General features: G+C 27.9%; 15 protein-coding genes. 10 read left to right on the forward strand and 5 right to left on the reverse strand.

Annotated features, from left to right (window positions below):
• Window positions 1-6 precede the first annotated feature (6 nt).
• Window positions 7-1,173, reverse strand: a complete 1,167-nt coding sequence (locus KGF41_RS05910; protein ID WP_227827501.1) for a MalY/PatB family protein — start codon at window positions 1,171-1,173, stop codon at window positions 7-9.
• Between the two features lie 232 nt (window positions 1,174-1,405).
• On the reverse strand, window positions 1,406-3,517 hold the full coding sequence (locus tag KGF41_RS05915; protein WP_227827500.1) for a sigma 54-interacting transcriptional regulator: 2,112 nt from the start codon (window positions 3,515-3,517) through the stop codon (window positions 1,406-1,408).
• Window positions 3,518-3,741: 224 nt separating this feature from the next.
• Between KGF41_RS05915 and KGF41_RS05920 the strand changes: the two genes are divergently transcribed.
• Genes KGF41_RS05920 through KGF41_RS05930 form a run of 3 tightly spaced genes read left to right on the forward strand, consistent with a single transcriptional unit; the run spans window position 3,742 to window position 4,934 of the window.
• Window positions 3,742-4,143 (forward strand): hypothetical protein, encoded by a 402-nt coding sequence (locus KGF41_RS05920; RefSeq protein WP_227827499.1) that lies wholly within the window; start codon window positions 3,742-3,744, stop codon window positions 4,141-4,143.
• Between the two features lie 42 nt (window positions 4,144-4,185).
• Complete coding sequence (locus KGF41_RS05925) at window positions 4,186-4,479, forward strand: metal-sensitive transcriptional regulator (protein WP_227434509.1); 294 nt, start codon at window positions 4,186-4,188, stop codon at window positions 4,477-4,479.
• 14 nt (window positions 4,480-4,493) lie between these two features.
• Window positions 4,494-4,934: a SoxR reducing system RseC family protein gene (locus tag KGF41_RS05930; RefSeq protein WP_227827497.1), complete on the forward strand. Its 441-nt coding sequence runs from the start codon at window positions 4,494-4,496 to the stop codon at window positions 4,932-4,934.
• A gap of 88 nt (window positions 4,935-5,022) precedes the next feature.
• Here the strand turns inward: KGF41_RS05930 and KGF41_RS05935 are convergent, their stop codons facing one another.
• Window positions 5,023-5,496, reverse strand: coding sequence for a threonine/serine exporter family protein (locus tag KGF41_RS05935; protein WP_227434511.1), 474 nt, complete (start codon window positions 5,494-5,496; stop codon window positions 5,023-5,025).
• Window positions 5,496-6,284 carry a threonine/serine exporter family protein gene (locus tag KGF41_RS05940; RefSeq protein WP_227827496.1) on the reverse strand — a complete coding sequence of 263 codons (789 nt, stop codon included), beginning with the start codon at window positions 6,282-6,284 and terminating at the stop codon, window positions 5,496-5,498. Before KGF41_RS05940 ends, KGF41_RS05935 begins: the two co-directional genes overlap by 1 nt.
• Window positions 6,285-6,601: 317 nt before the next feature.
• Between KGF41_RS05940 and glyA the strand changes: the two genes are divergently transcribed.
• The 7 genes from glyA to KGF41_RS05975 all read left to right on the forward strand — a co-directional run bounded on the left by glyA (window position 6,602) and on the right by KGF41_RS05975 (window position 14,639).
• A complete protein-coding gene (glyA, locus tag KGF41_RS05945; protein WP_227840500.1) occupies window positions 6,602-7,846 on the forward strand; it encodes a serine hydroxymethyltransferase in 1,245 nt (414 codons plus the stop codon).
• A gap of 245 nt (window positions 7,847-8,091) precedes the next feature.
• Window positions 8,092-9,189, forward strand: a complete 1,098-nt coding sequence (locus tag KGF41_RS05950) for an MGDG synthase family glycosyltransferase (protein WP_227827494.1) — start codon at window positions 8,092-8,094, stop codon at window positions 9,187-9,189.
• Complete coding sequence (locus tag KGF41_RS05955; protein WP_227827493.1) at window positions 9,180-9,878, forward strand: polysaccharide deacetylase family protein; 699 nt, start codon at window positions 9,180-9,182, stop codon at window positions 9,876-9,878. Before KGF41_RS05950 ends, KGF41_RS05955 begins: the two co-directional genes overlap by 10 nt.
• Window positions 9,879-9,880: 2 nt before the next feature.
• Window positions 9,881-10,945, forward strand: coding sequence for a lysylphosphatidylglycerol synthase transmembrane domain-containing protein (locus KGF41_RS05960; protein ID WP_227842606.1), 1,065 nt, complete (start codon window positions 9,881-9,883; stop codon window positions 10,943-10,945).
• A 178-nt stretch (window positions 10,946-11,123) separates the two neighbouring features.
• Window positions 11,124-11,828 (forward strand): response regulator transcription factor, encoded by a 705-nt coding sequence (locus KGF41_RS05965; RefSeq protein ID WP_227854609.1) that lies wholly within the window; start codon window positions 11,124-11,126, stop codon window positions 11,826-11,828.
• Window positions 11,821-13,143, forward strand: coding sequence for a sensor histidine kinase (locus KGF41_RS05970; RefSeq protein WP_227854608.1), 1,323 nt, complete (start codon window positions 11,821-11,823; stop codon window positions 13,141-13,143). Before KGF41_RS05965 ends, KGF41_RS05970 begins: the two co-directional genes overlap by 8 nt.
• A gap of 122 nt (window positions 13,144-13,265) precedes the next feature.
• A complete protein-coding gene (locus KGF41_RS05975; RefSeq protein WP_227827489.1) occupies window positions 13,266-14,639 on the forward strand; it encodes a hypothetical protein in 1,374 nt (457 codons plus the stop codon).
• Between the two features lie 243 nt (window positions 14,640-14,882).
• On the opposite strand, the gene pdaA is transcribed toward KGF41_RS05975, so the two are convergent.
• The gene (gene pdaA, locus KGF41_RS05980) at window positions 14,883-15,824 is read right to left on the reverse strand and encodes a delta-lactam-biosynthetic de-N-acetylase (RefSeq protein ID WP_227827488.1); all 942 of its coding nucleotides are present in this window, start codon (window positions 15,822-15,824) and stop codon (window positions 14,883-14,885) included.
• Window positions 15,825-16,182: the final 358 nt, after the last annotated feature.

A 16,182-nucleotide genomic window follows, 5' to 3' on the forward strand; every position in this document is an offset into this window, starting at 1 on the left:
ATGTTTTTAGTTAATTGCATTTTTTATTCTTATAAGAGCTTCTTCAACCATGCTTCTTGGACAAGCTAAGTTTATTCTTTGATATCCGCTTCCTCCAATACCAAAACTACTTCCTTGATTTAAGGCAACTTTACCTTTTTTTACTAATAGATTTTCTAATTCTTCATCACTTAATCCAAGTTGGCTAAAATCTACCCATAATAAATAAGTACCTTCTGGTTTTCTGACTTTAAGTTTTGGCATATTTTCATTTATATATTTTATAGCAAAATCTATATTAGATTCTAAGTACTCTAAGAATGACTCTAGCCAAGGCTCACCATTGTTATATGAAGCTTCTGTTGCAACTAAACTAAAACAGTTATTTCTCTTTATATCAATTCTAGTAAATGCATTATCTAACAATTTATAATCTTTTTCATCAGGTAGTACAACATATGAAGATTGAAGACCTGCTATATTAAAAGTTTTAGTTGGTGCCATACAAGTAATTGTATTTTTTTCAAAATCTTTAGATATAGATGCCATAGGTATATGTTTATGATTTTTAAATATAATATCACTGTGTATTTCATCTGATATAACCTTTACACCGTATTTAAGGCAAATATCTCCTAGTTTCTTTAATTCATCCTTTGTCCATACTCTTCCAACTGGATTGTGAGGATTGCAAAGTATAAACAATTTTACATCTTTGATTTTACTTTCAATGTCTTCATAGTCCATTATATAGTTTCCATTTTCTAATTTTTGTAGTGGGCTTATAACTAGTTCTCTATTATTATTTTTTACAACACTATTAAAAGGGCTGTAAACTGGTTCCTGTATCATTATTTTATCGTTTTCTTTTGTAAGCTCATTTATTAAAAGGCTTATTGCTGGGATAACACCTGGGCTATAAACTAACCATTCACTTTTTATCTTCCAATTATGTCTTTTATCCAACCAATTCACTATAGATTCATTGTAAGAATCTGGTCTTGTTGTATAACCGTAAATCTCTTGTTCTAGCCTATGTCTTAAGGCATCAATTATACACGGAGCAGCTTTAAAATCCATATCAGCTACCCACATAGGAAGTAAATCATTAGTACCATATTTTTTATCCATCTCTGACCATTTAGCTGAAAAATTATTACCTCTATCAATAATTTCATTAAAATTGTAATTCATTATAAATACCTCCAGTAATTTTTAAATTTATACTTATAGTATTTAGCAAGCAATATGCCAAAATAGATATTAAAAATATTTAATTAAAAATTAATTCGTGATATTAAGTAATACCAGAGGTTGGAAGATATGAAATTATTAAATTTATTTAATTTTATTTGGAAAAGGTTATTTTAAAAAATTGTTAAATTTATTAAAATATAATTAAATAGGTTTAAATGGTTGAACTGTTTTAATTATTAAACCCATTTATTTTTTTTAGAAACTCGATTCCTTTAAGGGTTATAACTGAACCACCACGACCAACAAGTATATTTACAAATCCAAATTCTTGTAATTCCAAAAGTATATTTCTAATTTGTTGTTCTGTCAAAAATCTATTTTCGTTTAAAGCTATTTTGTATAAGCTTTTTCTACCAATTCGTTCTTTTAAATCGTAAGCTTTATTTAAATTATCCAATATAAAGATATATTCATCTAATGGTCTTTTAAAATTATAGTCATGTTTGATGAAGTTTTTGTCTTTATTAATATTAAATTGGTATTTAGATATTTTTTCTGTTACTTTATTACAAACAGTTTTGCTATAATTTTCATCTATAGTATCTAATATATATTCAGGTAAGTCACATATTTCTATAACATCTTTTCCTAGATAACAGAAATATTCTCCTAAGTTTCTTAATTCTCTTACATTTCCTTCCCATTTATATATTTTGAAGATTTCCTTAACTTCGTCACTTAGATTAAAATTGCATGGTATATCATACGTTAGTGATTCGAAGATTTCAAATATATCAGCAGGTCTTTCTCTAAGAGGATGTATTTTAAGAGGAAGAACATTTAACCTAAAATACAAATCTCTTCTAAATTTACCTTTAGATACAAGTTCTTTTAAATTTCTATTAGTAGCAGCAATTATTCTTACATCAATGTCAATAACATTATTTGAACTAATACGCCTTACTTGTTTTTCCTGTATAACTCTGAGCAATTTAGATTGAGAATTTAAATCCATCTCACCAATTTCATCTAAGAATATAGTTCCATTGTTTGCTAATTCAAATAAACCCATTTTTCCGCCCTTTTTAGCTCCAGTAAAGGCACCTTCATCATAACCAAATAATTCACTTTGCAATAAACTTTCTTGAAAAGTGCTGCAATTTACTGCTACAAAAGGTCCACAATTTCTTTTAGAAGCACTGTGAATAGATTGTGCAAATAATTCTTTACCAGTACCACTTTCGCCAATTATTAAGATTGATGAGTTTGATTGAGCCATTTTATTGGCAATTTTTTTAGTATTAATAGTTTGTATACTAGAACCTAATATGTCATCAAAAGTATACTTACTGATATTACCAGAGTTTACTAGTTGTGCTCTTAGCTTAGCTTGTTTTTTTTCTAATTGAGAAAACTTAGTCATCTTTAATATAAAACCATCAAATACATTCAATTGTATATGTTTAATCTCTAAATTTATGTCAATATGATTTATCTTAATTAATTTCTCATAAAATAGAGTTTTATTGTTTAATATGTTTTGAAAGTTAATATCTTTTATACATTCACCAATAAATACATCAATCATTTCATTTGCATTTATAGATAAAATTTTTCTAGCGATATGATTGTAAAATTGTATAATTCCATCATTATTTGTGCATATAATTCCATCATCAATTATAGATAACAACAAATCAAATTGCCTTTCAAATTTATTTGCATCTAACAATAATTCGCCTGTACTATAGCTTGTAGGAATTATTTTTTCTACATATTTTTTTATTAAGTCATCTTTTATTAGATGTTTTAACTTAGTTTTTGTGGCAATTTCAACAATACAACTTAAATCTATTATTCTATATTTTAAGTCTATAACTTCACAATTTTTAAAATTAGGCAAGATTTTTTCTCCAGGAGTTAGAATTATGGCATCTGTAGGAGTAAATTCTATTTCTGGATAACAGGGTAAGATATTGATATTATCTATTCCTAGTCTATGTATTAAAGAGATTGTCTCTATAGACATATCCTTGCTTAGATTATATACATAAATAGTTTTATTTTTTTCTAATTTAGATATCATATCTATACTATTCTTTTCAAATGTCAACTTAGGAACGATAATTTGAGCATCATGATGAGATAATTTTGCTATTTCATCATATTTTAAATAAGCAGATAAAAGGATTAGTTTTTCTTTAAAAAATTTTAGATTTCCCTCTTCAAATGAGTATAAGTTTATTTTTATATTGTTACCTAGAAATTGTCTTATTTGGTCTTCGTAAATTTTTCCAGCATCTTTTTTTAAGCTTACAATAGCTAATTCTATTTGTTTCATTTTAACCTCTCATACAAATTTGACTTATTTTAGATTATATAACAATTAAACTAAATATAAATAATTTTGTCTAACTATTATTATAAATTAAGTAGTAATATAAAAGAAATAGCTAAAATGAGTCCTTTTATTTTTGTTTTTTGTATCTATTTGGTATAATAGTATTGAAACGATAATAATTTAGATAAAATTTCTTAAGAGGAATACTATGAGGAGAACATAAAATGAAAAAATGTCTTTACTGTAACAGGGATATAAAGTCACCAAATAATAAATTGGCTATAAAATACGATGACAATACTGATATATATCCATGTCGTACAGAATGTAAGGAAAAAATTGAAGAATATATAATAAAAAAACCTACGTATAAGTTTATAAATATATTAGAGGTTCTTTTAGGTGTAGGTGGAATATTTTGCTTTTTGAGCAAATGGACTATTGCAGCCCAAATTGTACTTGGAATTGACGCATTAGTTATATTTTTATTTCCATTAGCAGGGTTTAAAATGAATGGTAAATTAAGTATGGAGCAAACTAAGCATCAGAGCAGGTCTATAGCAATATCAATTTTAGCATTTATAATAGTAATAACTGTATTATATTTTAAGCAAATTGGTAAGTAAATCATAATTGTATAGAACATCATAAGAGTATGAGGTGAATTTATGGAAGAAAGAAAATTAGCACCAAACAATGAGCGAGAAGCTCTTATAAAAAGATTAAAAAGAATAGAAGGTCAAGTTAAAGGAATACAAAAGATGGTAGAAGAGGAGCGTTATTGTGTTGATATATTAGTTCAAATATCCGCTATAAGGTCTGCTATAAATAGAGTAGGCACAATTATTTTGGAAAATCATATAAAAGGATGTGTAGCAGAAAGTATCAAACATGATGATAGTGAAAAAACTGAAGAGATGATAAAAGAACTTATGGATACCATAAATAAATTTACAAAATAAGGGGGCGGTTAGGTATGAATCAACAAGGATTTATTATGGAGATTGTTGATGATAGAACTGCAAAATTAAAAATGCAAAGACACTCAGCTTGTGCTGCTTGTGGAAAATGTGCTACTGCTGACTCATCAGAGTCAAAAGAGATACTAGTAGAGGTAGACAATACAATTGGTGCGAAGGTTGGTGACCATGTAGAAGTGAGTATGGATAACATGAATGTATTAAAAGCAGCTGCGATGGCTTATATAATACCTCTTGTAGCGCTTCTTGTTGGAACAATAGGAACATACTATATATTGGAAGCAATTGGCATGACCTCTGGGGTTGAAGCTATAAGTGGATTAGTTGGGATTTGTCTTACAGTAATTTGTTATTTGTATTTAAAGAAAAATGATAAAAAATTTAGAGATAGTAGAGAATTTATACCAGTAATCACAAGAATATTAATTGACCTTTAAAATGATTACAATTTAAAAATAGCAATGTACTCTTATAAATGCTTAATGTATATTTATAGGATTTAGGTACATTGCTATTTTTATATTTTTATTTTGATTTTCTTTGAGGAATAAAATTCTTTCGTATTTTCAAAAGGTTTAATGTTCTTACAAAAGAAGTTACAACCAATACACCAAGCGATATTGCAGCGCTTAAAAATAGTGCATCAGTACCTTTTGACATCGCTAAATCATAATTTTTTTGAATTAAAGATAACATTGTATTGTATAATCCAATTCCTGGTATCAGAGGAAGAATCCCTGGAATTACAAATACAATAGCTGGTTGCTTTAGTTTTCTAGCCAATATCTCACTACACGCTGAAACCAAAGCAGCAGCTATAAAACCCGCAAAAATTGAGTTCGTAGTGAAATTAAATAAATATACATACACAATCCAACCAACTCCACCAGTTATTCCAGCTGGAAGAAGTAGATAAAGTGGTGCATTAAAAAAGACAGCAAATCCAGCAGTTGCAATGCCTGAAAATAAAAAATGTAAAATCATCGACATATCAGTCATTAGAAAGAACCTCCAATTCTATACCATGTATCAAGGACAAAACCGACTCCAGAAGCAATTGCAATAATAATCATAGCAGCATCGAAAGCACGAGAAATTCCTGATATTAAATTACCTGATATTAAATCTCTGATGGCTTTTATAAAAGCAACTCCTGGGAGTAGTGGCATTATTGCTCCAACTATGAGCATTTTAGGGTCACTCAAAATACCTATTTCAACTAGTAAAACTCCTGAAAGTGCTATTAAAAAAGAAGATACTAAACATGAAAATGCAGATATTGCACTTATCTTCATGGTTTTATCATAAGTAATTGCAGCAAATATTGCTATTATAAATGTAAGAATAAAATTTAATATATAATTCCCTCCAAGCAAGCAAGCAAAGCAAGCAGATGCAATTCCTGTACAAGAGTAAAACAACCATAAAGGATAAGGTTTTACCTCTTGTATTTCATAAAGACGTGCAATAGCAGTATCAATATCATACTCTTTATCATTTACAAATTCTCGAGAAAAACTGTTTAATAAGGAAATCTTATTTAAGTTTATACCTCTTGATTGAATAGTTTTCATAAACGAAAAACCGTCAAATTTTTCATCTGAAATAATTATTACTGTAGGAGTTGTAAAAATATTTACATGATAAAATCCTCTTGACCTGCAGATTCTAAGGACACTGTCTTCAACCCTAGATGTTTCAGCTCCATTTTTTATCATAAGTTCCCCTACAAATAGAGCTAATTTTAGAATATTTTTTTTATATTCAAGTTCCTCATTTTGATTCATAAATACACCTCCAAATTAAAAAACATAATATTGAAATTATATCAAATTTTTAAGTAATATTCCTTATATATATATAAATTATATTATCTTTTTTTTATTTAAAAATAGTCACATTTAAATTATATCCAATTAAAAGAATTAGACAATATTATTTATTATATTTTAACTTAAAATACAGAAAGTAAACATGTAAAAGTAGTAAAACACTTGACTATTAATTTATAAAAGACTATAATAATAAATTATCATATTGATAAAAATGAAAATTATGAAATGTCTGTAAAAGTAAAATTTAAATAATAACTAGGAGGAGTAATATGTTTGAGAACTTGAAAAAAGCGGACCCTGAGATTTATGAAAGTATGAAAAGAGAGTTAAAAAGACAACAAAGGAATATTGAGTTGATAGCATCTGAAAATATAGTATCAGTTCCAGTAATGGAAACTATGGGAAGTCATCTTACTAATAAGTATGCAGAAGGTTACTCAGGCAAAAGATATTATGGTGGATGTGAGTACATAGATGAAGTTGAAACTCTTGCAATAGATAGAATTAAAAAGATATTTGGAGCAGAACATGCTAATGTTCAACCTCATTCTGGAGCAAATGCAAATATTGGTGTATATTTTGCTATGCTAAAACCAGGTGATGTTGTTATGGGAATGAACTTATCTCAAGGTGGGCATTTAACTCATGGTGCTCCAGTTAATATTTCTGGTCAATATTATAAATTTTATGAATATGGAATAAATAGAGATAGTGGACTTATAGATTTTGATGATGTTAGAAAAATAGCACACGAAGTAAAACCTAAAATGATAGTTGCGGGAGCAAGTGCATATCCTAGAGAGATAGATTTTAAAAAATTTAGAGAAATAGCTGATGAGGTTGGAGCATTACTTATGGTAGATATGGCTCATATAGCAGGTCTTGTAGCTGCTGGTCTTCATCAAAATCCATGTGAAGTAGCTGATTTTGTTACAACAACAACTCATAAAACTTTAAGAGGGCCTCGTGGAGGAGTTATCCTTTGTAAAGAAAAATATGCTAAAGCTATAGACAAAGCAATATTCCCTGGAATTCAAGGGGGACCTCTTGAGCATATAATTGCATCTAAAGCAGTATGTTTTAAAGAAGCTTTAAGTGATGAATTTAAAACATACCAACAACAGGTTGCTAAAAATGCAAAAGCTTTAGCTGAAGAACTTATTAAGAGAGATTTTAAATTGATTTCTGGAGGAACAGATAATCACTTAATATTATTAGATTTAACTAATAAAAATATAACTGGTAAAGCAGCAGAAAAAAGATTAGATGACGCTTATATAACTGCTAATAAAAACACAATACCATTTGATCCAAATGGAGCACTTGTTACAAGTGGAATAAGACTTGGTACTCCAGCTGTAACTACTAGAGGCATGAAAGAGGAAGATATGGCAATAATTGCCGAGGCTATAGACCTATGTTTAACTTATGATGAAGAATCTAAAGCAAGAACACTGGTTGTTGGTTTAACTGAAAAGTATCCTCTATATGAAGAATATAATATTATGGATTAATTAAAAGTATAATTAAATAAGAGATATTTAAATAATTACGATAATAGTATTTATATTTAAATATATATAAAGATAAAACCCAATTAATTAGGAGATAGCTTCCAATATTAATTGGGTTTTGTATTTTTTAATTAAAACTTTAAGATTTCTTAAGAATTATACTAGGTTTTTCTAAAGATTTAAAGTTTATACTTATAAATATAGTAATTAAAGGTATTTAAAGGCTCTAATGAGGAGGGAATCTTATGAAAGTATTAATTCTTACAGGAAAATTTGGTATGGGTCATTACTCAGCATCAAACTCTTTAAGTGAAGATATAAAAACAAAATTTAATAATTCTGAAATAATAATTAAAGATATATTTGAATATATTATGCCTAACTACTCAGATAAAATGTATAAAACTTTTTCTATTCTTGTAAATCGGGGAAGCAGTCTTTATAATTTATTTTACAAGTGTACTGAAAATGGAAAAAAGGATATAAAATTTACCTTTTCAGATTATTTCTTAACTAAATTAGACAAGTTACTTAATGAAATACAACCAACAGTAGTTATTTCAACTTTTCCATTTTGTTCTCAAGTAGTATCAAGATATAAAGAAAAGTATAACTCAAATCTTCCTTTGATAACATGTATAACAGATATAAGTAGCCATTCAGAATGGATTAGTAAAAATACAGATTGTTACTTAGTAGCTAGTGAATCTACTAAAGAAGAACTTATTTTAAAAGGAATAGATGAAGATAAAATAAAAGTTAATGGAATACCTGTAAAAAAAGAATTTAAAAAAATAGAACATATAAATCATTTAGATAAAAAAAACATCCTTATAATGGGTGGAGGATTAGGTTTATTACCTAAGTCAGAACAATTTTATAAAGAGCTAAATAGTTTAGAAGGAGTAAAAACTACTGTAATAACTGGCAATAATAAAAAAATGTACTATAAATTGTACAATAGATATGAAAATATTGAGGTTGTAGGCTATACTAACGAAGTATACAAATATATGGAAAATGCTGACCTTATTATTTCTAAACCAGGTGGAATAACATTATTTGAAACAATTTATTCAGAGCTTCCAATATTAGCATTCAATCCATTTTTGCAACAAGAGATAAATAATGCTGATTTTATATTAAATAATGGAATTGGAAAAATACTTGATAAAAATAAAAAATACTATGTAGATGAGATAAAAGACTTAATCTATGATGATGTTAAACTTAAAGAAATGAGTTTGAATATGAAAAAACTTAAAAAACAATTTGATAATAATACATTAGAAAATATTTTATTTTCATTTGATGGACAAGGAGTGTGTAGAGAATGTATGTAGTAGGTTTAATTATAGTTGTTGCTTTGATTTTTTTAATCCATTCAATTATACCTACATATTATAATAAATTATTAAATAAAGATGTATTGAAAAATATGACTGAGAAGAATGAAATTGCTCTTACATTTGATGATGGACCAGACAAAAGGTATACAGAAAAATTGTTGGATGTACTAAAAGAAAATGATATAAAGGCCATGTTTTTCGTAGTGGCAAAGAATGCTGAAAAAGAGCCTGAAATTATAAAAAGAATGTTAAGAGAAAATCACATAGTTGGCTTACATTCACTAGAACATAAGAATGCATGGCTTTATAGTTATAATTATGCTAAAAAAGATTTTATTGAAAGTACAGATATAATGAAAAATTTAGGTGTAGACGTAAACTACTATCGTCCACCATGGGGGCATACTAATATATTTTCAAATCAATTTGTTAAAAAATATAATTTAAAAATGACCTTATGGGATGTAATGGCAGAAGATTGGAGTAAAGATAGCACAGTAGAGATTATAGTAAATAAATTAATAGATAGAACAAAAGAAAATTCTATAATTTGTTTGCATGATGCAGGAGAAAACTCAGGAGGGGCAGTTGGAGCACCTGAACGTACTATTGAAGCATTAAAGATAGCTATTCCAAAACTTAAAGCCAGTGGTTTCAAATTTGTAACACCAGAAAGGATGTAGTTATGATAAGTAAAACTGAAAAGAGAAATAAATCCTTAGGTAGTGTAGCCTTCTTAGTTTTACTAATGGGCATAACTGGATACTTTGTTTTTAGAGGTCAATCAATTGAATCGTTAATAAAATCATTAAAAGGTGCAAGTCCTGTGTTTATATTAATTGGATTTGCAATGATGTTTATATATGTTGCTTGCGAAGGTATAAATATATATTTAGGTATGAAGGCTTTAAATCAAAAAACTACTTTTTTAAAATGTATGGGATATGCGTTTGTTGGATTTTATTTTAGCTCAATTACACCTTCAGCATCTGGAGGTCAACCAGCACAAGTTTATTACATGAAGAAGGATGATATAAACATATCTTACTCTTCACTTATATTATTAGTTATTGTTGTCATTCACCAAGTTGTTGTATTGGCATATAGCGGAATAATGTTCATTATGGAACGTGAATTTATACTAAACAATGTAAGAGGGATGAATATTTTATTGATATATGGTGTAATAACGAATGTTGCTCTTGTTGTTGGAGTAATTGCAGTTATATTTTCAAAAAAATTAGTAAATAACTTCATAATATCCATAACAAATTTATTAGGAAAACTAAGAATAATAAAAGATGTTGAAGGTTCACGAAAAGTGATAACTTCTCAAATTGAAGAATATATTAAAGGTGCTCAATATATAAAACAAAATCCAAAGTTAGTAATTAAGATTTTACTTATAACTATTGTGCAAATAACAGCTATGTTTTTAGTACCATTCTTTGTATACAAAGCTTTCCATCTATCAACATATACTGTGTTTGAAATATTAGCAATACAATCATTACTTAATATTGCTGTTTCATCTTTACCATTACCAGGAGCTGTTGGAGCATCTGAAAATAGTTTTATGATATTATTTAAGATATTTTTCCCAGGTCATTTACTAGTTCCAGCGATGTTACTTAGCAGAGGAATAAGTTTTTATGCATTCGTTGCTATAAGTGGTTTAGTATGTATTGTAGCACATGTTAAGTCTTCTGAAAAAGTTAAGTCAGTAAAAGAAGTTATTTATGTAAGATAGTATTGTATAGTTTATTTTTTATATAAGTGATATGTGTATACGTTTTGATTAAACTTTAAGAGCGCTTACAATAGTAGAAAGTATTAAAACGTATGACATTGCTAAGCTTTTACTAATAAAGTATAATATTTTATATAGTTTTAAATATTTAAGAAATATAGTAAAAAGGAGCTTAGCGATGATAAAAGAGATTCCAAAAAAAATTTTAGTAGCTGATGATAATCCAGAAATTAGGGAAATTGTAGAAATACTTTTGACTGGCGAAGGTTATGAAGTTGTTATGGCGACGAACGGAGAAGAGGCCGTAAATTTAGTAGACAGTACAATTGATTTGATTATTTTGGATGTTGTTATGCCAGTAAAGACAGGGTTTGTTGCATGTAATGAGATTAGAGAAAAAACAACAGCTCCAATATTATTTCTAACTGCGAAAACTCAAGATTCCGACAAGGTTATTGGGTTTTCAGCAGGAGGAGATGACTATTTATCAAAGCCTTTTTCATATTCTGAGTTAATTTCAAGAGTTAAGTCACTACTTAGACGTTATTATATATATCAGGGGAAGGAAAAGAATAAGGAGCCAAATATATTGCAAACAAAAGGTTTATGTGTAAATTTGGATACTCAAGATGTCATATTGGATGGAGAAACTATATTTTTGACAACTATAGAATATAGCATATTAGTTCTTATGCTAAAAAATAGAAAAAAAGTTTTCTCGTCTGAAAATATATATGAAAGTATTTGGAATGAGCAATATTTTTATACAGCAAATAATACTATAATGGTACATATTAGAAATTTAAGAAAAAAACTAGAGAAAGATCAGAAAAATCCACAATATGTAAAAACTGCATGGGGAAAGGGGTACTATATTGATTAGCAAAATTAAGCCATCAAAGTTGGGTGTCATACTATTGGTATATGTAGTAATCTCAGCTGGGGTGGCTTTTATTTTAAATATACCATTTTATTCTGCTGTTGAGTCAATAGTAAAGGATGTATCAGAAGGTAAAACATATTTTAAAAGAGAAGCAGACCAGTTAATGGACGATTTTCAAATCTATGTGAATGATAAAAATATAAGTTCAAATGATGTAGAAGATATATCAAATTGGAATAATGACAATTGGTTTGTATCTATGAAAGTATATGAAGGAGATAAGATTTTTTATGATACATTGTACTACCCAAATGAGTTACCTGATAAGAGTGAAGAAAATGAATTTTATAGTAGCTCTATGGCTAGACATTATGAGATACAATTTTCTGATATTAAAGCTAGTGTAGTTATAGTAGCACTGTTTAGATTTCGATTTCAAAACTTTATAGATGCTGTTTCTATCACATTTATGGCAATTACATTTATTGTAACATTTTTATTGTTGTTGAGTAGAAAGATTAAATATCTAAGAAAAATAGAGATGGGTATAAAGATAGTAGAAAGTGGTAGTTTAAAGTATAGAATTCCTGTTAAGGGGAACGATGAATTATCATCACTTGCATCTAGTATTAATGAGATGAGTCAAGCACTTGATAATCAGCTTATAAAAGAAAGAGAAATGAAGAATAAAAATAAAGATATAGTAACTTCTATATCACATGATGTCAGAACTCCATTGACATCAGTAATTTGCTATTTGGATTTAATTAAAGATCATAAGTATAATAGCCCTGAGCAATTGGAGCAATATATAAAAAATGTAAGATTAAAGGCATATCAGATAAAAGATTTGACAGATGACCTTTTTACACATTTTGTTAATTCGGAAGAAGAAGTGTCTAAAAAGTATGAAAAGATTAATGCAAATGAATTTATATTTCAACTGCTTTTAGATAGTTCATATACATTGGAAGAAAAGGGGTTTCATATAAAAATAGAGAATGAACTTTATAACCAATATCATATTTATGTAGATGTAACACAATTTAGAAGAATATTTGATAATTTATGTTCTAACATAATAAAGTATGCAAGAAGGGATAGACCAATAGTATTTTTAATTAAAGTTGAAGATGGTAAGTTGCTAATTATACAAAAAAACAAAGTTAGTAACATTCATAAAAATGTAGAAAGTTTTGGAATTGGCTTAAAAAACTGTGAAAAGATAATTGCATATCACAATGGAAGTATAAATGTAAACTCAGGTGACAAAGAGTTTTCTATTGAAATATCTATTCCAGTAAATGAATCATAAATGTCTCAATTAAGTACTGCTAAGTACTGCATATGTTAATTGTTATGTACCTATGACCAAGTAACAAGTTTACTTGTAAGACCATATAATATTATTATCTTAAAAAAAGGGGACATAATAATATGGTTTTAACAGGAGCGCATTATATTTACATTGTATTTATGGTAATTATCTTAATTACTATGCTTATGAAAAAAGATACTATAGTACCATGTATATTAGGTGTTTTCTTCATGGGGTTATTCTTTGAAAAAAATATCTTTGGAGCTATAACAGCAGTGTTTAACTCGTTTATTATATCTTTAAATGAGTTGGGACCGATTATTTTAATTATAGCAATTATGGTAGCTTTATCTAAAGCTCTAGAAGCGAATAATGCCATACAGTATATGGTAAGACCATTTTCCAAAGTTATAAGAAATTCTAACACAGCATTTTTTGTAACTGGATTTGTAATGTTGATTCTTTCTTGGTTTTTCTGGCCAACTCCAGCTGTTGCCTTAGTTGGGGCTGTATTTTTACCTGTTGCTATTAGAGCTGGATTACCAGCGATTGGTGTTGCAGTAGCATTAAACTTATTTGGTCATGGTCTTGCCTTATCTACAGACTTTGTTATTCAGGGAGCTCCAAGTATAACAGCTGGTGCAGCAGGAGTAGCAGTATCATATGTCATAAATGATGGTATGATTTTATTTTGGGTAATGGGAATTGTAACGATATCGATGGCATTTTATACATTAAAAAGGGATATCAATAAAGGAATGTTTAGAGAAGAGCTTAAAGATTTTGAAAGTGAAGAAGTAAAAGAATTTAATGGAAAATCTAAGATAGCAACTATTTTAGTAGCTTTAGGATTTCTTGCTGATATAATTGCTATGTATATGTTTGACCTAAAAGGAGGAGATGCATCAGCTCTTTTAGGAGGAACAGCAGTGTTTCTAATAATTATTATAAATACTATAAATTTCGGCAAAGATAGTCTTGAAAATGTGTGTGAAAATATAATAGATGGTTTTGTGTTTGGTATAAAGATATTTGGTGCGATTATACCAATAGCAGCGTTTTTCTACATGGGAGAAGTTGCACCTTTAACTGGTGTATTTGGTAAGGTATTAACCCCTGGTTCTCAAGGATTATTATCAGATATAGGGATAGCCCTTTCTCAAACGATACCACTTAATAAATTTGCAGTATCAGGTATAGAAACTGTAGTAGGTGCAATAACTGGGCTTGATGGTTCTGGGTTCTCTGGAATTTCATTAGTTGGTTCACTTGCATCTGTATTTGGAACTGCTATTAATGCAAGTGTTGGTGCATTAGCAGCATTAGGTCAAATTAGTGGTATTTGGGTTGGTGGAGGATGTCTAGTTCCTTGGGGTCTTATTTCAGCAGCCGCAATTTGTGGAGTTAGTCCTATTGAGTTGGCAAAAAGGAATTTTATTCCTGTTATAACAGGACTCATTGTAACAACTATAGTAGCAGTATTCATTATTTAGCAAATAAAAACTAATATTATTTTACTTGTAGATTAACAAAACTTATATATAAATTAAAAATAAAAGATTATATAAATATATAAATTAAAAATAGATGCACAGTTATTACCTATCAAAAGACTTTTGTTTATGTAAAAACTATACATCTATTTTTTATTGGAAGTATTTAATTTGAAATCGTTTATGTAAATTAATATATAAATATTAGACTTAAAGTATAGCTTTTAAATATACTTCTAAATGTTAATAATTTAGAAGTTCAAAATTGTATCCTAGCTTTCTAGCATCTGATATAAAATCACTTAGAATTTCTGTACTAGTTTTAGAAACAGCATGTAGTAATAAGATAGAACCATCGTGTAAATTATCCATTATTTTTTTCTTGGCTTCCTCATGTGATGGTTGTTTTTCAGTGTCCCAGTCCCTATATGCGAAACTCCAAAATACAGTTTTATAGCCTAGATTTTTAGTCATTGCTAAGCTTTTTTCTGAATACTTACCCATAGGAGGTCTGAAAAACTTAACTATATTTTTTCCAGTTAAATCTTTATAAAGTTTTTCAACATCTTCAAATTCATTATTAAAGCTTTTTAGATTGCTTGTTTTTGTTGGCATAGAAGGATGCGTTTTACTGTGGCTTCCAACTATGTGACCTTCTGCAACCATTCTTTTTATCAAATCTTTATTTTCTTTTATGTATGGAGATGTAACGAAAAAAACAGCCTTTACTTTATTTTTTTTTAAAACATCTAGTATCTTTGATGTATATCCATTTTCATAACCTTCATCAAATGTAAGATATAATGTTTTTTGACCATCTTTGATGGGACCATTATATATAGCACTATAGTCAGAAAAATTAAATTTGATATCAGTATTTACTTCTGGAGTTTGATGTTTAGTATTTGGTATATAAAACCAATCAAGAGCGGTATTGTCCAAAGATGACACGTCTAATTTTTCATTATCATTGTTCACAGTATCTTTATTTGATAGACTGTCTGTTCCATCTGAAACAGTTATATTGGAAGTATATTTATTATCATCAACATTTTGAGAATCTTCTTGCGTTGATATTTCCCTATTCTGGTCTGTGTTTTGTTTTTTTTGTGAGTTTGAACATCCAACAATGAAAAAAATAGATATAGAAAGTATTGTCAAAAAGTAGAGTATCTTTCTAAGCATTTTATAGCTCCCTTCTAAATTAATAGTAATTATATAGTATTATTATAGTTGGAAATTGTTATTAATAATAGTTACATATTTGAAAATAAAGTCGCAATAGTATTATAAAATATGAATAATTAATAAATTTAAAAAAAAATGTAAAAAAGTAGTTGACCATATTATGATAAGGTGTTATTATAATAAATGTGCTCAACAAGGAACAAGAAAATAATGAGTACAAAATGATTGATTTAATAAAATGAACTTTGAAAATTAAACAGTAGGTTAATTTATAAAACAAGAAACAAACCATAAAGCCAGATATTTTGATAACAATAGTATCTGAGCCTGATAAACTTTTATTTGAGAGTTTGAT

The sequence above is a fragment of the Clostridioides sp. ZZV14-6150 genome (genome assembly GCF_020657875.1).
Classification (GTDB): Bacteria; Bacillota; Clostridia; order Peptostreptococcales; family Peptostreptococcaceae; genus Clostridioides.

Excerpts from the sequence above, each read along its gene's own strand:
- KGF41_RS05930 (WP_227827497.1), top strand. The coding sequence starts at position 4,494 with ATGAATCAACAAGGATTTATTATGGAGATTGTTGATGATAGAACTGCA.
- KGF41_RS05965 (WP_227854609.1), top strand. The coding sequence starts at position 11,124 with ATGATAAAAGAGATTCCAAAAAAAATTTTAGTAGCTGATGATAATCCA.
- KGF41_RS05960 (WP_227842606.1), top strand. The coding sequence starts at position 9,881 with ATGATAAGTAAAACTGAAAAGAGAAATAAATCCTTAGGTAGTGTAGCC.
- KGF41_RS05935 (WP_227434511.1), bottom strand. The coding sequence starts at position 5,496 with ATGACTGATATGTCGATGATTTTACATTTTTTATTTTCAGGCATTGCA.
- KGF41_RS05910 (WP_227827501.1), bottom strand. The coding sequence starts at position 1,173 with ATGAATTACAATTTTAATGAAATTATTGATAGAGGTAATAATTTTTCA.
- glyA (WP_227840500.1), top strand. The coding sequence starts at position 6,602 with ATGTTTGAGAACTTGAAAAAAGCGGACCCTGAGATTTATGAAAGTATG.
- KGF41_RS05975 (WP_227827489.1), top strand. The coding sequence starts at position 13,266 with ATGGTTTTAACAGGAGCGCATTATATTTACATTGTATTTATGGTAATT.
- KGF41_RS05940 (WP_227827496.1), bottom strand. The coding sequence starts at position 6,284 with ATGAATCAAAATGAGGAACTTGAATATAAAAAAAATATTCTAAAATTA.
- KGF41_RS05950 (WP_227827494.1), top strand. The coding sequence starts at position 8,092 with ATGAAAGTATTAATTCTTACAGGAAAATTTGGTATGGGTCATTACTCA.
- KGF41_RS05920 (WP_227827499.1), top strand. The coding sequence starts at position 3,742 with ATGAAAAAATGTCTTTACTGTAACAGGGATATAAAGTCACCAAATAAT.
- KGF41_RS05925 (WP_227434509.1), top strand. The coding sequence starts at position 4,186 with ATGGAAGAAAGAAAATTAGCACCAAACAATGAGCGAGAAGCTCTTATA.
- pdaA (WP_227827488.1), bottom strand. The coding sequence starts at position 15,824 with ATGCTTAGAAAGATACTCTACTTTTTGACAATACTTTCTATATCTATT.
- KGF41_RS05915 (WP_227827500.1), bottom strand. The coding sequence starts at position 3,517 with ATGAAACAAATAGAATTAGCTATTGTAAGCTTAAAAAAAGATGCTGGA.
- KGF41_RS05955 (WP_227827493.1), top strand. The coding sequence starts at position 9,180 with ATGTATGTAGTAGGTTTAATTATAGTTGTTGCTTTGATTTTTTTAATC.